This window comes from Pseudomonas sp. 11/12A (assembly GCF_000800055.1).
Lineage (GTDB): Bacteria > Pseudomonadota > Gammaproteobacteria > Pseudomonadales > Pseudomonadaceae > Aquipseudomonas > Aquipseudomonas mohnii.
Genome location: NZ_JUGV01000001.1, coordinates 4,082,459 through 4,100,671 on the forward strand (window position 1 = coordinate 4,082,459; position 18,213 = coordinate 4,100,671).

The window sequence follows — 18,213 nt, forward strand, 5'->3', positions numbered from 1 at the left end:
TGTCACCGCATGGTTACACAGAACCGCTCTGGGACAGCTTTGCCAGCGCACTGGCCATGCTCGGTGCCAGGGGCAGGCGTGGAATCAGCACAGCTTGCCAGGCGTGGTAAAGGTCGGGTTTGCCGGCCCAGATATCGGCACTCGGGCGGTTCAACGGGTCAAGCTCGTGGTGCCAACTGCCATCGCAACGGTCGATGAAATGATCGTCACAGAATTCCCAGAATAGTCGGTACCAGTGCTCGTATTGCTCATCGCCCGTACGCTTGAGCAGCGCACTGGCAGCGGCGCTGGCCTCGCAATGGGTCCAATGCAGGCGATGGCGCACCACCGCACGATTGTCCCAGTCGAGGGTGTAGACGATGCCGGGCGCGCCATCGACGTCCCAGCCGTGGCGGCAGTTGTGCTCGAAGAGTTTTTCCGCGTCGGTGGCCAGCCATCCCGGCGTGAGCATCCCGGCCCGTACTCGCGCCGCTTCAAGGTGCAACAGCAACCGCGCCCATTCGAAACCGTGACCCGGCGTGGTGCCAAAGGGACGGAATCCATCGGCCGGGTTGTCGTGGTTGTAGTCGCGCAACGGCTGCCAGTCGCGGTCAAAATGCTCGACCACCCGGTAATCGTTGGCAGCCGCATGACCATGGATCACCCGCTCGACGATGCGCTGGGCGCGGCACAGCCAGCGGTTGTCGTCGGTGACATCGGCCAGGGCGAGGAAGGCTTCGGTGGCGTGCATGTTGCTGTTGGCGCCGCGATACGCCTCCTCCTCACGCCAGTCACGGTTGAAGGATTCGCGCATCGCGCCCTCGTCCTCGCTCCAGAAATACGTGTCGATGATGTCGATGGCCTCATCGAGCAAGGCTTGTGCGCCGGGACGTTGAGCCACTACTGCAGAGCTGGCTGCCAGTGCAACGAAGGCATGCAGGTAGGCGTTTTTGCCGGTGTTGCCGTCACGGTGTTCCGCGACGGCGAACCACCCTCCATGAACGGCATCACGCAACGGCCCGCGCAGGGCGGTGATGCCGTGATCCACCAACTCGGCAAAACCCGGCAAGCCCTGAATATGGGCCATGGCGAAGCTGTGGGTCATGCGCGCGGTGTTCATGGTTTCGGCTTGCGCGTTGGCCGCAAGGTGGCCTTTTTCATCGAGGTTACCGAACCCTTCGGGAAGCTTCGAAGCCTTGGCAAACGCCAACAGGCGCGAGCCTTCGGCAGCGAGCCATTGCTGATGGGCAGGTGCGTTGAGCCAACTGCTGAACGCCGGTTGGAAGGTGTCCATGGGGTGCCTTTTTTGTTGTTTTGACTGCGGGCAGTCTAAACAACGGGCGGCGGCGGGCTTGTAACGAAGGGGGCGAGTTATGTCACCAGGTTGTGACATTTGATTTGAGGAATGCGTTGATTGGGCTGACGCCATCGCGGGCAAGCCCGCTCCAACAGGTTATGCGCACATTTCAGAATGTCGGCAATCCTGTGGGAGCGTGGCTTGCCCGCGATCAAGGCGACGCGGTCTGACTAATCAACGCTACGAGGCAACTGCAACGTCACCCGCAACCCGCCTTCACGCAGATTCTGGAGGCTGACCTCTCCGCCATGGCTGTGGGCAATGTTGCGCGCAATGCCCAGCCCCAACCCATAACCCTGCTGCTGTCCGGCCAGGCGGAAGTGCGGTTCGAACACCTGTTCCAGCCGCTGCTCCGGAACCCCCGGCCCTTCGTCGTCGACATGCAGCACGAACGCACTGTCGTCATCATCGATGTGCAGATGGGCCTTCTGTCCGTACTTCAAAGCGTTGTCGATCAGGTTGCCGATACAGCGCTTGAGCGCCAGCGGTTTACCCGGATACGCCGCCAGTGCCCGCCCCTGCTGAGTCACGCGGCCATTGCCGTTCGGCGCCAGGTAGGGCTCCACCAGACAATCGAGCACATGATTGAGGTCGACCTGCTCGATATTTTCGTGGATGTCGGTGTCCTTCACGCATTGCAGCGCGCCCTTGACCAGCAATTCCAGCTCATCCAGATCGCGGCCGAACTTGGCTTGCAGCTTTTCGTCTTCAAGCAATTCGACCCGCAGACGCAAGCGGGTAATCGGTGTGCGCAGGTCATGGGATATCGCGCTGAACAACTGACTGCGTTCAGTCAGGTAGCGGCTGATGCGCTCGCGCATGGTGTTGAAGGCGCGACCGACCTCCACCACTTCGCTGCCGCCGCCCTCGGCCACAGGCTCGACGTCAGCGCCCAGTGACAGATCCCGTGCCGCCCGCGCCAGACGCTTGAGCGGCCGGCTCTGCCAATGCACCAACAGGCCGATGAACAGCAACAGAAAGCCGCTGGTGAGGGCGATGAACCACATCTGTTGCGCTGGCAGGCCCTGCTCTTCAAGGCTGGTGTAGGGCTCGGGCAGAAGCGAGGCGATATACAGCCATTCGCCTGGCGCCATCTGGATCTGAGTGACCAGCACGGGCGGATTCACCGGTTCCAGGGTCAGCGCGTAATGGGCCCAGGAGCGTGGCAGTTCATCGAGCTTGAGGCCGGCATTGAAAATCCGCAGGTCTTCAGGGCTGACGAAAGTCACCGAAATGTCCGTGTCCTGGCCCAAGGACTGACGCAGCACTTCGTCCACGGCTTTGATCACTGCCGCCTTGCGCGGGGTAACCGGCAACACCTCCATACCCAACGGTCTGTCGTTGAGCGTCACCACGAACCGGGTGCCGCCCATGCTGCGCAGCTGGTCGAGCACCAGCGGCCGGAACGCCACCGGCAAGGAGCGGAAATAACTGACGCTGGCGGTCATGGAATGGGCAAGGCTGCGGGCGCTGGTGACCAGGCCTTCAAGCTGGGTGGCGCGCAGTTGCGAGACCCAGATCACGCTGGACAGCGTCTGCGCGAACAGCACCGCGAGCAAGGTCAGCAACAACATGCGCCCGAGCAGCGAGCGCGGCACCGGCACTTTCGCCACGAGCGAGCGAAAAAAATCAGTGACCATTGCTGGCAACCACAGTGGCTGCCAGTTGGTAGCCGCTGCCACGCACGGTACGGATCAGGCGTGGCGGTTTTTCGGTGTCGCGCAGGCGTTGGCGCAGACGGCTGACCGCCATGTCGACGATCCGATCGAGCGGCATCAACTCACGGCCACGGGTGGCATTGCCAATGGTGTCGCGGTCGAGGATTTCCTGCGGGTGATCGAGGAACAGTTTCAACAGGGCGAAATCGGCGCCCGAGAGAATCACTTCTTCGCCATCGATGTGAAACAACCGATGGCTGACCATGTCCAGGCGCCAGTCATCGAAGGCCAGCACTTCACTGCCGGAACGCTCCTGACCGAACTGCGCGCGACGCAACAAGGCCTTGATCCGCGCTTGTAGTTCACGGGGGCTGAAGGGTTTGCCAAGGTAGTCGTCCGCCCCCAGTTCCAGGCCAATGACACGGTCGGCTTCGTCGGAACTGGCGGTGAGCATGATGATCGGCACCTGGGCCCGTCGCGGGTGCTGGCGGATCCAGCGGCACAGACTGAAACCGTCCTCGTCGGGCAGCATCACGTCAAGGATCACCAGATCGCTGGGCTCATCGTTCAAGGCCTGGCGAAAACCGGCGCCGTCGGGCGTGGTACGGACCTGGAAACCGGCGCGGGTCAGGTAGGTGTCCAGCAACTCGCGTATCTCTTGATCGTCATCGACCAACAAAATCGACTTGTTGACTGAGCTCACAGGGCGGCGTCCTTGTTGTTTGAATGGGGCGGATTATGCCTGATGACCTTCGAATATTTGTTGCCTGTTCTGGCCCTATCGCGGGCAAGCCCGCTCCCACAGGGTTATGTACACATTCTGAAAGTGCCGGTGATCCTGTGGGAGCTGGCTTGCCAGCGATGAAGGCGACGCGGTCTCAAGCCTGGTCGAGTGCCACTCCCGCCCCCACCAACCCGGAATACGGTGCCGTCACCAGCCACACCGGAATCCCCTTGAAGTAATCGCTCATGCAGCCCTTGTCGGCAAAGCACCGGGCGAAACCGCTTTCGAGGAAGAAATCGGCGAAGCGCGGGATCACCCCGCCAACGATGTACACGCCACCGCGCGCGCCCGTGGTCAGTACGTTGTTGCCGGCCACGCGACCGAGCCAGCAGCAGAACTGCTCAAGCACTTCCAGGGCAATCGGATCGCCCGCCAACCCGGCAGCGGTAATCGCCTCCGGGGTGTCGAGTACCGGTTCATGACCGTCCACCGCGCAAATCGCCCGATACACCCGTGGCAAACCACCGCCGCTCAACGCCGTTTCGGCGCTGACATGGCCAATCTCGTTATAGAGGTGTTGCCACAGTTGGGTTTCCCGCGGGCTGCTCAGGGGCAAATCGACGTGACCGCCCTCTCCCGGCAAGGCCGCGAAACGGCCCTCACCCAGATCCAGCAACGTACCGACGCCCAGACCGGTGCCAGGACCAATCACCACGGCCGGCCGCAAGGGCTCCGGCGTCCCTTCACAGACCACACGGAATTCGCCTGGCTGCAAACGGGTCATGCCCAGGGCCATGGCCGAGAAGTCATTGACCAGCAACAGCTGATCCACCTGCAAGGTCTGACAGAACCCCTTGCGGCTCAGGCGCCAGTGATTGTTGGTGAACTTGAATTCGTCGCCACTCACGGGGCCCGCCACCGACAGGCACACCGAACCGATCGCCCCCGGCGCCAGACCGAGCCCGCTCAGGTAGAGGCTGATCGCCTCCTCGGGGCTGTCGTGGTCTGCCGTCGCCAGCACCTGGACCGATTCCAGTTGCTGGTTTTTCCACAACGCGAAACGTGCGTTGGTCCCACCGATGTCACCGACCAAAGCCAGTTTCAATTAAGCGTCTCCAGGGCAGAAGTAAAGGCGCTGGCGCCCTGCTCCGCCGAGCTGAAGGCCATGCGCATGAAACCAAACAGTTCGCGACCGGTGCCGATGTTGTTGCCCAGCAGGCCCTTGGCCGGCGTGCGCGCTGCGAATTCTTCGGCGTCGACTTTAAGCTCCAGGGTGCCTTTGACGCCATCGACGCGGATGATATCGCCCTCTTGCACCCGCGCCAAAGCGCCGCCCACGTACGCTTCGGGGCTGACGTGAATGGCCGCCGGAATTTTCCCCGACGCGCCGGACATGCGCCCGTCGGTCACCAGTGCGACTTTGAAACCGCGATCCTGCAGCACGCCAAGGAACGGCGTCATCTTGTGCAGTTCCGGCATGCCGTTGGAGCGCGGGCCCTGGAAACGCATCACGGCGACGAAATCCTTCTCCAGCAAACCGGCCTTGAACGCATCGGCCAGGTCTTGCTGATCCTGGAACACCATGGCCGGTGCTTCGACGATCTGGTTTTCCAGCGCGACCGCCGAGACTTTCATCACGCCACGACCGAGGTTGCCTTCCATCACCCGCAGGCCGCCTTCTGGCGAGAACGCACGAGCCACCGGCCGCAGGATGCTTTCGTCGAGGCTTTCGGTAATGCCTTCGCGCCAGACCAGTTCGCCGTTGTCGAGGAACGGTTCCTGGGTGTAGCGACTCAGGCCGTGGCCCAGTACGGTGTTGACGTTTTCGTGGAGCAACCCGGCTTCCAGCAGTTCACGGATCAGGAACGACATGCCGCCCGCCGCCTGGAAGTGGTTGATGTCGGCTTTACCGTTCGGGTAGACGTGGCTCAGGGTCGGCACCACCTCGGAGAGGTCGGCCATGTCCTGCCAGGTCAACTGAATGCCTGCCGCCATGGCGATGGCCGGCATGTGCAAGGTGTGGTTGGTCGAGCCGCCAGTGGCGTGCAGCGCAACGATGGAATTGACCAGTGAGCGCTCGTCGACGATTTCGCCGATCGGCAGGTAGTTGCCGTTCTGTTTAGTGATGCGCGTCACCTGATGCGCCGCCTCGCGGGTCAGGGCATCGCGCAACGGCGTGTTCGGATTGACGAAGGAAGCGCCCGGCAAGTGCAGGCCCATGACTTCCATCAGCAACTGGTTGGTGTTGGCGGTGCCGTAGAAGGTGCAGGTGCCGGGGCTGTGGTAGGAATTCATTTCCGATTCCAGCAACTCTTCGCGGCTGGCCTTGCCTTCGGCGTAGCGCTGGCGCACATCGGCTTTCTGCTTGTTGGAAATGCCCGACACCATCGGCCCGCCCGGGACGAAGATCATCGGCAGATGCCCGAAACGCAACGCGCCCATCATCAGGCCCGGCACGATCTTGTCGCAGATGCCGAGCATCAGCGCGCCGTCGAACATGTTGTGGGATAACGCCACGGCGGCAGACATCGCGATCACTTCGCGACTCGGCAGGCTCAGTTCCATGCCCGGCTCGCCCTGGGTCACGCCATCGCACATGGCCGGGGTACCGCCGGCGAACTGACCGACGGAGCCGATTTCGCGCAGGGCTTTTTTGATCAGTTCCGGAAAGACTTCATACGGCTGATGCGCCGAGAGCATGTCGTTATATGACGAAACAATCGCAATGTTGGCGGAGTTCATCATCCGCAAACTGTTCTTGTCGTCGCTGCCGCAGCCGGCCACGCCGTGGGCGAAGTTGGCGCATTGCAGCTTGCCGCGCATCGGACCGTCACTGGCCGCACCGCGAATCAGTGCAAGGTAAGCCTCACGCGTGGCGCGGCTGCGGGCGATAAGCCGTTCGGTGACCTCAAGGACGCGGGGATGCATGTGTAGAACTCCAGGCTAACGGATGTGGCGACCTGATTGTCTATGCTGAACAAGAGCCGTTGTTGACGGGATGACAGACGGCTTTCTTGATCAATCGGACCAGTTGATTCAGGTCACTCGTTGTAGATTGAACAAAATATTGCCACTAAAAAGGCTTGTTTTCTATTTTTTTGCGAATAATCTTGTAATTCCAACAACAAAACGACGGCGGCGCTGACAAATGACTCTTCGAATCGCGATCAATGGTTTTGGCCGTATCGGCCGTAATGTCCTGCGCGCACTCTATACCCAAGGCTATCGTCAGGATTTGCAAATCGTCGCGATCAACGACTTGGGCGACAGCGCGATCAACGCACACTTACTCAAGTACGACACTGTTCACGGCACGTTCGATGCCGATGTCCAACACGATCAGGAAAGCCTGACCGTCAACGGCGACCGCATTTCGGTCAGCGCCATCCGCAACCCGGCCGACCTGCCATGGGCCGCGGAAAGGATTGATGTGGTGTTTGAATGCACCGGCCTGTTCACCGACCGAGCCAAGGCTGCGGCGCATATTACGGCCGGCGCGCGCAAAGTGATTATCTCGGCACCGGCCAAAGGGGCCGATGCCACGGTGGTGTACGGGGTCAACCACGACATTCTGCGCCAGTCGCACCAGATTATTTCCAACGCTTCGTGCACCACCAACTGCCTGGCCCCGGTGGCCCAGGTGCTGCACCGCGAACTGGGGATCGAAAGCGGTCTGATGACCACGATTCACGCCTACACCAACGACCAGAACCTGACCGACGTCTACCACACCGACCCCTACCGCGCCCGTTCGGCCACCCAGAACATGATCCCGAGCAAGACCGGCGCCGCTGAAGCGGTGGGCCTGGTGCTGCCGGAACTGGCGGGCAAACTGACCGGCATGGCCGTGCGCGTACCGGTGATCAACGTTTCCCTGGTCGACCTGACCGTGCAGCTCAAGCGCGAAGCGTCGGCCGATGAAGTCAACGCGCTGCTCAAGGAAGCCAGTCAGCACTCGAAAATCCTCGGCTACAACACCCTGCCGCTGGTCTCGAGCGACTTCAACCACAACCCGCTGTCGTCGATCTTCGACGCCAACCACACCAAAGTCAGCGGCAAGCTGCTCAAGGTCCTGGCCTGGTACGACAACGAATGGGGCTTCTCCAACCGCATGCTCGATAACTGCCTGGCGCTGTGCAACGCTGAATAAGCAGCACGCCCCCAGCCTGTAGGAGCGAGCCTGCTCGCGATGGTCGTGAACGATAACGCGGGGTACCTGGTGCCCCGCGGTGTTCTCAAGCTCATCGCGAGCAAGGCTCGCTCCTACCAGGTGCACCCCCTGTCTGTAGGAGCGAGCCTGCTCGCGATGGTCGTGAACGATAACGCGGGGAACCTGATGCCCCGCGGTGTTCTCAAGCTCATCGCGAGCAAGGCTCGCTCCTACCAGGTGCACCCCCTGTCTGTAGGAGCGAGCCTGCTCGCGATGGTCGTGAACGATAACGCGGGGTACCTGGTGCCCCGCGGTGTTCTCAAGCTCATCGCGAGCAGGCTCGCTCCTACCAGGTGCCCCCCCTGTCTGTAGGAGCGAGCCTGCTCGCGATGGTCGTGAACGATAACGCGGGGAGCCTGATGCCCCGCAGTGTCCTCAAGCTCATCGCGAGCAGGCTCGCTCCTGTCAGGTGCATGTCATTTCTGGAGCAACAACCGATGATTGGCATCAGCTTCACGCAAAAGACCCTGGCGGCGCGCAAGCGTATCGCCTTGGTCGCCCATGACCATTGCAAGGTGTTCTTGCTGGATTGGGCCGAGCGGCAGAAAGATAAACTCGCCCGACACGAACTGGTCGCCACCGGTACCACGGGTTTGTTGCTGCAACAACGCCTCGACCTGCCGGTGGAGAGCATGATCAGCGGTCCACTGGGCGGTGACCAGCAGCTCGGCGCACGAATCGCCGAACAACGGGTCGACATGCTGGTGTTCTTCTGGGACCCGTTCGAGCCACAGCCGCACGACCCGGACATCAAGGCGTTGTTGCGCGTCGCGGCGGTCTGGAACATTCCAGTGGCGTGCAACGAATGCAGCGCCGACTATCTGCTCAGCAGCCCGCTGATGGATCAGGCGCATGAGCACCGGATTCCGGATTACGCGACCTATCTGCAGAATCGCGCATAAACCGGAACAAATCAGTGCTTGACCACCAAAGCGGATGATAAGCATTATCATCCGCTTGAAATGGATCAGGTTCTCCCGTGAGTCAATCGCGCTTCAACGACGTCTTCATCACCCAGCGAATCACTCTGCTGCGCACGCTGGAGCGGATGGTCAACAACCACAGCACAGCCGAAGACCTGCTGCAGGAAACCTACCTGCGCGTGACCCGTGCGCTCAGCGAGCGGGCCATCGATCACCTCGAACCCTTCGTATTCCAGACTGCCCGCAACCTGGCGCTGGACCATCTGCGTGCGCGGCGAATCCACTCGCGAACCATGGTCGATGACGTCCCGCTGGAGGTGGTGCAAAGCGTCGCCGCCCCGGCCGGCAATGCCGAGGATGCCGTCCATGCCGAACGATTGCTTGAGCGCTTGAACGTGCGCCTCAGTCAACTCAGCCCTCGCCAGCAGCAGATTTTCATCCTCAGTCGCCTGCACGGTCACAGCTATCTGGAGATCGCCGAAAAGCTCGGTGTATCGCTGAGCACGGTGCAAAAGGAGCTGAAACTGATCATGACAATCTGTATGGGCGTCGCAGGACGCAGCTCGAAGCTTTAAGCTTGAAACTGCATTTCCTCCCCTGCCGAGAAAATACCGTGACGGACACCCACCGCTTCCCTTCGCCCTCCCCGGCGCAGGACACTGCAGATGCGATGGACCAGGCCCTCGACTGGCTGATCGTGCTGGACAGCCCGAACGAAGAACAGACCCGCCAGTTCCAGCAATGGCTCGCGGCCGATCCGGCGCACGCCGATGCGTTCGCCAGGGCCCAGGCCATCTGGAACGGCCCGCAAATCACGCAGTGCGCACAAAGCCTGGCCGCGCGCCCGGTGAAGATCACCGTACTCTCGCGCCTGCGCCCCCACTGCAAACCCCTGGCCACCGCCGCCGTGCTGATTCTCGGCCTGTTCAGTTTCAGCAATTTGCCGATGCGCCTGCAGGCCGATCACCTGACCGTGGTCGGTGAACGTCAGCGCCTGCAACTGGAGGACGGCTCGAAAGTCCTGCTCAACACCAACTCGGCCTTTTCCAGCAACATCAACGACCAACAACGCGTGGCACGGTTGTATCAGGGCGAAGCCTATTTCGAGGTGTCGCCTCAACCGGGACAACCGCTGGAAATCGACGCTGGCCTGGTCACGGCGAGCGTCCGGGATACGGCATTTGCCGTGCGTTATCTGGATGGCGTGACACAGGTTCGAGTGCAGCGCGGAGATGTCGATCTGCGGGCGACTCGCGACGATGAACGCGTTCGCTTGAGCGCCGGAGAGAGCATTCGCATCGGCCCCAACGGGTTCGACCGCCCGGCCAAACTGGATGCCGCCACCGAACTGGCGTGGGTCCAGGGCCGACTGGTGTTTGAAAACTGTCCGTTGAGCCAGGTCCTGGCGGAACTGCGTCGCTACTATCCAGGCTGGATCATCAACAACAACGAGCGGTTGGCCAATGTCGCGGTGACGGGGAATTACCGCCTCGATCAGCCGCTGGACGCCGTCCGCGCCCTCGCCCACATCACCTCCGCCAAACTCCAGGAGTTCCCGGCGCTGGTGATCCTGAACTAAATGAGAATTATTTTTACTCGATAGCCAAGCCTCGTACGTCTCGTTATAGCCAATGCAATTGATTCGCATCTTCGATGCCGATCAGCACCTATAAAGATTCGTGCGACACGGAGCGCTATCGATGTCCTCTCGCCTTACCCGCCAGTCCTCTTCACCTTCCCGCGTGCTGTCGTTGCTGACCGCCGCCATTCTGATGGCCGGCAGTGCACCGCTCATGGCCGCCACGGCCGAACAGCCGAGCCGCAACATGGGCGACTATTCGTTCGCCATTGCGCCACAGTCGCTGGTGCCGGCGCTCAATGCGTTTACCGCTGTGACAGGCTGGCAGGTTGGCTTGCCCTCAGCGCTGGCCGAAGGTGTGGCGTCGCCGGGTGTACGCGGCTCACTGCCGCCAGAGAAAGCCCTCGATCGCCTGTTGGTGGGGACCGACCTGAGCTATCGCAAACTGGGCAATAACAACATCGTGCTGGAAAAGCGCGGCAACAGCGGCACCCTCAACCTGCAACAGGTGACCATCAGCGCCACCCGCCAGGCGCAGGACGTGAACAGCGTGCCCAGCACCGTTACCGTTCACACGCGTGAAGAGCTCGATCGCAACAACGTCAATACCATCAAGGAACTGGTGCGTTACGAACCGGGCGTTGCCGTGGGCGGTACCGGCACCCGCGGCGGAATCAGCGGCTATAACATCCGTGGCATCGACGGTGACCGGGTCCTGACCCAGGTCGATGGCGTCGAAGTACCGGACGGCTTCTTCAACGGCCCTTACGCCAAGACCCAGCGCAACTACGTCGACCCGGAAATCGTCAAGCGTGTCGAAATCCTCCGCGGTCCGGCTTCGGTGCTCTACGGCAGCAACGCCATCGGTGGCGCGGTCAGCTACTTCACCCTGGACCCCGACGACATCATCAAGCCTGGCCAGGACGTCGGTGCGCGACTGAAGACCGGTTACAGCTCCGCCGACGACAGCTGGCTCAAATCCGCCACCGTGGCGGGCCGTGCCGATCAGTTCGATGGCCTGTTGCATTACAGCCAGCGCGATGGCCACGAAACCGAATCCTACGGCAGCAACAACGGCACCGGGCTGGCACGTACCGCCGCCAATCCGGAAGACGTACGTGCCAGCAATGTGCTGGCGAAAGTAGGCTGGAACTATAAAGAGGACGCGCGCCTGGGCCTGGTCTACGAAAAGTACAAGGACGACCGCGACACCGACCAGAAAAGCGCTTATGGCGGCCCGTTCCTCGATGGGAAACCGACCATTGCCGCCAACATCTTGCCGGGCGGCATGTACCAGTGGCGCACCGGTAACGACACCATCACCCGCGAACGCTTCGGCCTGGAACACAGCTTCGCCCTCGACAGCCTGCTGGTGGACAACGTCAAGTGGAGCCTGAATCACCAGATCGCCAAGACTGATCAGAGCACCGAGGAGTTCTACTACCCGATGTCACGCAAAGTGCTGCGGACCCGAGACACGGTCTACGAAGAAAAGCAGTGGGTCTTCGATGCACAACTGGATAAAACATTCAGCATTGCCGACACCGAACACCTGCTGACCTACGGCACCACCCTCAAGCAACAGAAAGTCACCGGATCACGCAGCGGCAATGGCACCTGCCTCGCCGTCTTCGGCAGCTGTCGGGTTGTCGGCGCCACCAGTGCCGCGGACGTGCTGAAAAAATCCAGCGACTTCCCGGACCCGACCATCAACACCTACAGCCTGTTCGCCCAGGACCAGATTAGCTGGAACCAATGGACCTTCCTGCCTGGCCTGCGCTACGACTACACCGAACTCAAGCCGCACATTACCCGGGAATTCCTCAACACCGTGGCGGCCGACGGTCGCGGCACCGTCAGCGACGAGAACAAGACCTGGCACAAGGTGTCGCCCAAGTTCGGCCTGACCTATGCCCTGACCGACGAGTACACCTGGTACGGCCAATACGCCGAGGGATTCCGCACCCCGACCGCGAAGGCGCTCTACGGGCGCTTCGATAACACCGTTGCCGGCTACCGCGTAGAGCCAAATCCGGACCTGGAACCGGAAAAGAGCAAAAGCTATGAGACCGGCCTGCGCGGCAATTTTGAGCAAGGCTCCTTCGACGTGGCGGTGTTCTATAACAAGTACCGCGATTTCATCAACGAAGATGCCATCACGCCGGGTTATGACGAGCCGACCTTCCAGAGCGCCAACATCAAGCACGCCACCATCAAAGGCGCGGAAGTCAAAGGTCGCCTGAACCTCGATGCCTTCGGTGCGCCGCAAGGTCTCTACACCAAGGGTTCCGTGGCTTATGCCTACGGTCGCAACGACGACACCGGCGAGCCGCTCAACAGTGTCAATCCGCTGACCGGTGTATTCGGGCTCGGCTACGACCAGGACAACTACGGCGGGTTGTTGAGCTGGACGCTGGTGAAAAAGAAAAATCGGGTCGACGACAGCAACTTCAAGTCACCGGACGGCGTCAGCAGTCAGTTCAAGACCCCGGGCTTCGGCGTGCTGGACCTGAGTGGCTTCTACAAAGTCACCGACGATGTGACCGTCAACGCCGGCATCTACAACCTGACCGACAAGAAGTACTGGTTGTGGAATGACGTGCGCGGTTACGACAGCGTCGGCGAAGCCTCGGTGACGCAACCGGCCAACCTTGATCGCCTCACTCAACCGGGTCGCAACTTCGCGGTCAATCTGATCTGGGATATCTGATCCCGCCCTTCTCACGACGCCGCTTCATTTAAAGCGGCTTCGTGAGGATTTTTTACTGTCGTGGGCCTGCTCATACGTCTCGTTACCAGGCTCTTCTTATTCTCAAGGATGTCTCATGACCACTCAGGAAACGGCTCAACGCCCGGTATTGCGCTCGCAACGCCTGAACCAGATCACCCACGAACCTCACACCCGACTCGATGCATTGGTCAAAACCCATGCACCGTTCGAAACCCAAGCCAACTTCGCCCGGTTCGTGGTGGCGCAGTACCTGTTCCAGTCCGAACTGGTGCCGCTGTACAACGATGCCGATTTGACCGCCATCGTCCCGGACCTGCCTGCTCGTTGTCGGGCCGAAGCAGCCATGGCCGACCTGGCGGACCTGGACACCGAAGTGCCGGGACCGGTCGCTGGCGCCCTGCACCTTCCGAGTAAAGCCCAGGCGCTGGGCTGGCTCTTCGTGTCCGAGGGGTCGAAGCTCGGCGCAGCCTTCCTGATCAAGCGCGCCGTCGGCCTGGGCCTGAGCGAAACGTTCGGCGCCCGCCACCTGGGCGAACCGGCCGGTGGCCGCGCTGAAGGCTGGAAAAGCTTCGTCAAAACCCTCGATGGACTGGAGCTCAGTGCCCAGGAAGAAGCTGAACTGGATAAAGGCGCCATCGACGCGTTCAACCGCTTCACCCTGTTGCTGGAACAGGCTTATGCCACCGCAACTGTCTGACCCGACAGATATCCCTTGTGGGAGCGGGCTCGCCCGCGATAACGGCATCACGGACAATATTTATGTCGAGTGATGCACCACTATCGCGGTCAAGCCCCCACAGGGCACTGAGTAAGTCTGTAAGATCCCGATCGGCCTCGAACGCGCACCCTCTGAGAATATGCCGTCCTCATCAAAACTCACCCGTCTGCTCTTCGGCCTGCTGGCCTACGTCAGCCTCGGTATCGGCCTGATCGCCATTGTCGTACCCGGCCTGCCAACCACCGAGTTCATCCTGCTGGCCGCCTGGGCGGCGACCAGAAGCTCGCCACGCTTGAGCGCCTGGCTGGAAAACCATCGGCTGTTCGGCCCCATTCTCAGTCACTGGCGCAACGGCAAAATCATCGCGCGCCGGGCCAAGGTCAGCGCCACCGTCAGCATGCTGCTGTGTGCCACGCTAATGCTGGTGATGCTCGAGCATGGCTGGCCGATCTACCTGGCGATGGCGGGCATGGGCCTGGGCAATGTGTGGATCTGGTCGCGCCCCGAATCACTGCCGAAATCCCCCTGAATCAAACCGCTGTTTTTCCTGTTTTTTATTCGAATTTCGGTACATTTTCCCGCGCAAACGTTTAACAGCTACCGTTCGTCGGCATCGCCCTCATGCAATGACCACCCCTCGCCGATGTGGATTGAATGCGCTGAATGGATTTGGCGAATCGAGTCGGCCCGGACTCATAGCCAACACCTCATCCATTCGCGAGTTCGCCCTATGTTCGACTCACTGTCCATCCGCCTGAAAATTGTCCTGCTCTCTGGTCTATGCCTGCTTGGCGTGGTCGCGCTGATCGAGGGCATGAACGTCTACCAGACCAATCAGAACAATGCGCTGGTCAGCTCCTCCAGCAGCCAGATGCTCACCAACAGCGTGCAGGATTTGCTGCAGGCCAAGGCTGCCGAGCAAGCGGTGCGGGTGCAGAAGGCATTTGGCGAGACCCTGACGGTGGTGACCGCCCTGGCCGATCAGGTCAAGGACATGCGCACCCTGGCCGCCAAGCGCTCCCTGGAGCCCGGCGCCCTGCGTGAAGAACTGAACCAGAGCCTGAAAACCGCGTTCGAGCGCAACAGCAAAGTGCTGGGGATCTGGATCGCGTTCGAACCCAACGGCCTGGATGGCAAGGACAGCGAGTTCGCCAATGACGCCGCTCACCAGTCCAACGAAGCCGGACGTTTTGCCACCTACTGGAGCCGTGCCGGGGGAGAATCGCTCAACACGGTCTTGCTCGAAACGGACATGAACAAGACCACCCTGACCCTCAGCGGCACGCCATATAACATCTGGTACACCTGCCCCCGGGACAGCAAGCGCGCCTGCCTGCTCGACCCGTACGCCGATACCATTGGTGGCAAAGAGGTGTTAATGACCACCGTTTCCGTGCCGCTGCTGGTGGATGGCAAATCCATCGGCGTGGTGGGTATCGACATCGCCCTCAACACCCTGCAAGCAGCGGCTGTCGACTCCCAGCGCGATCTGTTCAACAGCGCCGGGCACATGCTGATCGTTTCCGGTACTGGCGTGATGGCTGCCTACAGCACCGATGCCGCCAAAGTCGGCAAAAGCATCGACGAGACCCTGGGCGCCGACGGCAAGGACATTCTGCAATTGCTCAGCGGTGGCGCTCCGAAAATTCTCCAGCAAGGCGACCTGATCCGTGCGGTTTACCCGGTCAGCCCGATCCCTGACGCCAAGGCCTGGGGCGTGGTGATCGATTTGCCCAAACAAGTGTTGCTGGCCGACTCGGTGAAGCTGCAAGCGGTGCTCGATGAGGCCCAGAAAAGCGGCACGATCAAAGCCGTTGGCGTGGCGATCATTGCCGGCCTGATCGGCTTGCTGTTGATCTGGCTGACGGCTTCGGGTGTCACCCGGCCGATCAATAGCGTGGCCGAGATGCTCAAGGCGATTGCCAGCGGCGACGGCGACCTGACCCAACGCCTGCACTACAGCAAGAAGGATGAACTGGGCGAACTGGTCAGCTGGTTCAACCGCTTCCTCGACAAGCTGCAACCGACCATCGCGCAGATCAAGCAGAGCATTACCGATGCTCGCGGCACTGCAGACCAGTCTGCGGAAATCGCCCGCCAGACCAGTGAAGGCATGCTGGTGCAGTTCCGCGAAGTCGACCAGGTCGCCACTGCCTCCAACGAAATGAGCGCCACGGCCCACGACGTTGCCAACAGCGCATCGAACGCGGCGAATGCGGCCAAGGGCGCCGACCAATCAGCCCGCGAAGGCATGCAGATCATCGAGCGCAGCACCCGCGACATCAATCAACTGGCCGACGAAGTCAGCAAGGCCGTGACTGAAGTGGAAGCCCTGGCGGTGAACAGCGACCAAATCGGATCGGTGCTGGAAGTGATCCGCAGCATCGCCGAACAAACCAACCTGCTGGCGCTCAACGCCGCGATTGAAGCCGCCCGGGCCGGCGAAAGCGGTCGCGGTTTTGCCGTCGTCGCCGATGAGGTGCGCAACCTGGCCAAACGCACCCAGGATTCGGTGGAGGAAATTCGCCTGGTGATCGAGCGTATCCAGAGCGGCACCCGCGGTGTGGTCGCCACCATGCATTCGAGCCAGACCCAGGCCCACAGCAATGCCGGGCAGATCCAGCAAGCCGTGCAGGCCCTGAGCAAGATCAGCGACGCGGTCACCGTGATCAGCGACATGAACCTGCAGATCGCCAGCGCCGCCGAACAGCAAAGCGCTGTGGCCGAAGAGGTCAATCGCAACGTTTCGGCGATCCGCACCGTCACCGAAACCTTGACCGGGCAGGCCAATGAATCGGCGCAGATCAGCAGCCAGCTGAACAACCTGACCACCCACCAGATGAAACTGATGGATCAGTTCCGCGTATAAGAGCCCCCTGTGGGAGCGAGCTTGCTCGCTCCCACAGGATTTCATCCGGCCAGCCCCCCGTTTGTTCTATGCTCGGGTTCTCGCTCCGGAGGGCCTTCGATGACTGATCTACTCACGTCCATTCAAGCCGCACTCGGCTTGCCCCGCACCCAGGTTTCATTCACCGCCAGCGGCGCCCTGCCCTCGGCCTTTGCCGTCACGGACCTGGCGTGCGCCAGCATCGCCGCCGCCGGCCAAGCCATCAGTGAGCTGCTGCATCAGCAAACCGGCCGCTTGCCCGAAGTTGAAGTCGATCGCCGACTAGCCTCGTTCTGGTTCTCCTCCTCGATCCGCCCGGTGGGCTGGAGTGTGCCGCCGCCGTGGGACCCCATCGCCGGTGACTATGCCACCCGGGACGGCTGGATTCGCCTGCACACCAATGCTCCCCTTCACCGCGCCGCCGCCGAAACCGTGCTTGGCGCCTGTGCCGATCGATCCGCGATGGCAAGCAAAGTGGCGCAATGGGCCAAGGGTGACTTGGAGCAAGCGGTGGTCGATGCCGGAGGTTGCGCCGCCGAGATGCGTACGTGGGCGCAGTGGCAGTCTCACCCGCAAGGCATGGCAGTCAATGCTGAGCCGCTGATCCAGTTCGACCGTCACGGCAACCACGAGGGCAAACCGTGGCGAGGTTCGGTGGCACAGCCCTTGGCCGGGATCAAAGTGCTGGACTTGACCCGTGTGCTCGCCGGCCCTGTTGCCAGCCGTTTTCTGGCCGGCCTCGGCGCCGACGTCTTGCGTATCGATCCGCCGACCTGGAACGAGCCCGGCGTGGTGCCGGAAATGACCTTGGGCAAACGTTGCGCGCGCCTCGATCTGCACGACAAGGCTGATCGCAGCGTGTTCGAAAACCTGCTCAAGAATGCCGATATTCTGCTCCACGGCTATCGCGCCGATGCGCTCGAAGGGCTGGGATATGGCATCGCCGAACGGCAAAAACTCGCCCCCGGCCTGATCGATGTCTGCCTGAACGCCTACGGCTGGAGCGGCCCGTGGCAAAACCGTCGAGGCTTCGACAGCCTGGTGCAAATGAGCAGCGGCATTGCCGAGGCCGGCATGCGCTGGAAGTGCGCGGACAAGCCGACACCTTTACCGCTGCAAGCGCTGGATCACGCCACCGGCTACCTGATGGCGGCCGGTGTGATCAAGCTGTTGGCTGAACGCTTGAGCAACGGCCATGGTGGATCGGCGCGGCTGTCACTGGCGCGCACGGCGAAGTTGCTGATCGACAATGGACCCGGGACCGACGCGTTATTGCGCGCAGAGGATGAAGGCGATCAGGGGCTTGTGCTCGAGCAGACCACCTGGGGCCCGGCGCATCGGCTGCAGGTTCCATTGAAGATCACCGGTACACCCCTGCAGTGGACGATCGCGGCCTCTGAATTGGGTTCCCACCGCGCGCAGTGGTGGTGACGGTCAGATAGCCTTC

At 61.5% G+C, this 18,213-nt stretch carries 14 protein-coding genes and 1 pseudogene; 10 read left to right on the forward strand and 5 right to left on the reverse strand.

What is annotated here, in order from left to right; all coding sequences use genetic code 11:
• Positions 1–13 precede the first annotated feature (13 nt).
• The 5 genes from GQ39_RS18765 to edd all read right to left on the reverse strand — a co-directional run bounded on the left by GQ39_RS18765 (position 14) and on the right by edd (position 6,646).
• Positions 14–1,273: a D-mannose isomerase gene (locus GQ39_RS18765; RefSeq protein ID WP_047532458.1), complete on the reverse strand. Its 1,260-nt coding sequence runs from the start codon at positions 1,271–1,273 to the stop codon at positions 14–16.
• Positions 1,274–1,506: 233 nt separating this feature from the next.
• Positions 1,507–2,976 carry an ATP-binding protein gene (locus GQ39_RS18770; protein WP_047532460.1) on the reverse strand — a complete coding sequence of 490 codons (1,470 nt, stop codon included), beginning with the start codon at positions 2,974–2,976 and terminating at the stop codon, positions 1,507–1,509.
• Entirely contained in the window at positions 2,966–3,697 is a 732-nt protein-coding gene (locus GQ39_RS18775) for a response regulator (protein WP_047532461.1), read from the reverse strand. The genes GQ39_RS18770 and GQ39_RS18775 overlap by 11 nt, the downstream gene beginning before the upstream one ends.
• A gap of 175 nt (positions 3,698–3,872) precedes the next feature.
• On the reverse strand, positions 3,873–4,823 hold the full coding sequence (locus tag GQ39_RS18780) for a glucokinase (protein ID WP_047532463.1): 951 nt from the start codon (positions 4,821–4,823) through the stop codon (positions 3,873–3,875).
• Complete coding sequence (gene edd / locus GQ39_RS18785) at positions 4,820–6,646, reverse strand: phosphogluconate dehydratase (protein ID WP_047532465.1); 1,827 nt, start codon at positions 6,644–6,646, stop codon at positions 4,820–4,822. Before edd ends, GQ39_RS18780 begins: the two co-directional genes overlap by 4 nt.
• Before the next feature lie 220 nt (positions 6,647–6,866).
• Between edd and gap the strand changes: the two genes are divergently transcribed.
• From gap to GQ39_RS18835, 10 genes and pseudogenes are all read left to right on the forward strand, one after another.
• Positions 6,867–7,868 carry a type I glyceraldehyde-3-phosphate dehydrogenase gene (gene gap, locus GQ39_RS18790; protein WP_047532466.1) on the forward strand — a complete coding sequence of 334 codons (1,002 nt, stop codon included), beginning with the start codon at positions 6,867–6,869 and terminating at the stop codon, positions 7,866–7,868.
• 497 nt (positions 7,869–8,365) lie between these two features.
• Positions 8,366–8,830, forward strand: coding sequence for a methylglyoxal synthase (locus GQ39_RS18800; RefSeq protein WP_047532468.1), 465 nt, complete (start codon positions 8,366–8,368; stop codon positions 8,828–8,830).
• Between the two features lie 77 nt (positions 8,831–8,907).
• Positions 8,908–9,426, forward strand: a complete 519-nt coding sequence (locus GQ39_RS18805; RefSeq protein ID WP_047532469.1) for an RNA polymerase sigma factor — start codon at positions 8,908–8,910, stop codon at positions 9,424–9,426.
• 38 nt (positions 9,427–9,464) lie between these two features.
• The gene (locus GQ39_RS18810; RefSeq protein WP_047539010.1) at positions 9,465–10,430 is read left to right on the forward strand and encodes a FecR family protein; all 966 of its coding nucleotides are present in this window, start codon (positions 9,465–9,467) and stop codon (positions 10,428–10,430) included.
• A 121-nt stretch (positions 10,431–10,551) separates the two neighbouring features.
• On the forward strand, positions 10,552–13,140 hold the full coding sequence (locus GQ39_RS18815) for a TonB-dependent receptor (protein ID WP_047532470.1): 2,589 nt from the start codon (positions 10,552–10,554) through the stop codon (positions 13,138–13,140).
• 115 nt (positions 13,141–13,255) lie between these two features.
• Positions 13,256–13,858 carry a biliverdin-producing heme oxygenase gene (locus GQ39_RS18820; RefSeq protein WP_047532472.1) on the forward strand — a complete coding sequence of 201 codons (603 nt, stop codon included), beginning with the start codon at positions 13,256–13,258 and terminating at the stop codon, positions 13,856–13,858.
• A 160-nt stretch (positions 13,859–14,018) separates the two neighbouring features.
• On the forward strand, positions 14,019–14,408 hold the full coding sequence (locus GQ39_RS18825) for a YbaN family protein (protein ID WP_052193618.1): 390 nt from the start codon (positions 14,019–14,021) through the stop codon (positions 14,406–14,408).
• Positions 14,409–14,873: 465 nt separating this feature from the next.
• Positions 14,874–15,890, forward strand: a pseudogene (locus GQ39_RS33800) (PDC sensor domain-containing protein); the annotation flags it as partial.
• A gap of 102 nt (positions 15,891–15,992) precedes the next feature.
• Entirely contained in the window at positions 15,993–16,748 is a 756-nt protein-coding gene (locus tag GQ39_RS33805; protein ID WP_371919943.1) for a methyl-accepting chemotaxis protein, read from the forward strand.
• 99 nt (positions 16,749–16,847) lie between these two features.
• Positions 16,848–18,197 (forward strand): CoA transferase, encoded by a 1,350-nt coding sequence (locus GQ39_RS18835; protein ID WP_047532477.1) that lies wholly within the window; start codon positions 16,848–16,850, stop codon positions 18,195–18,197.
• The last annotated feature ends 16 nt before the right edge of the window (positions 18,198–18,213 follow it).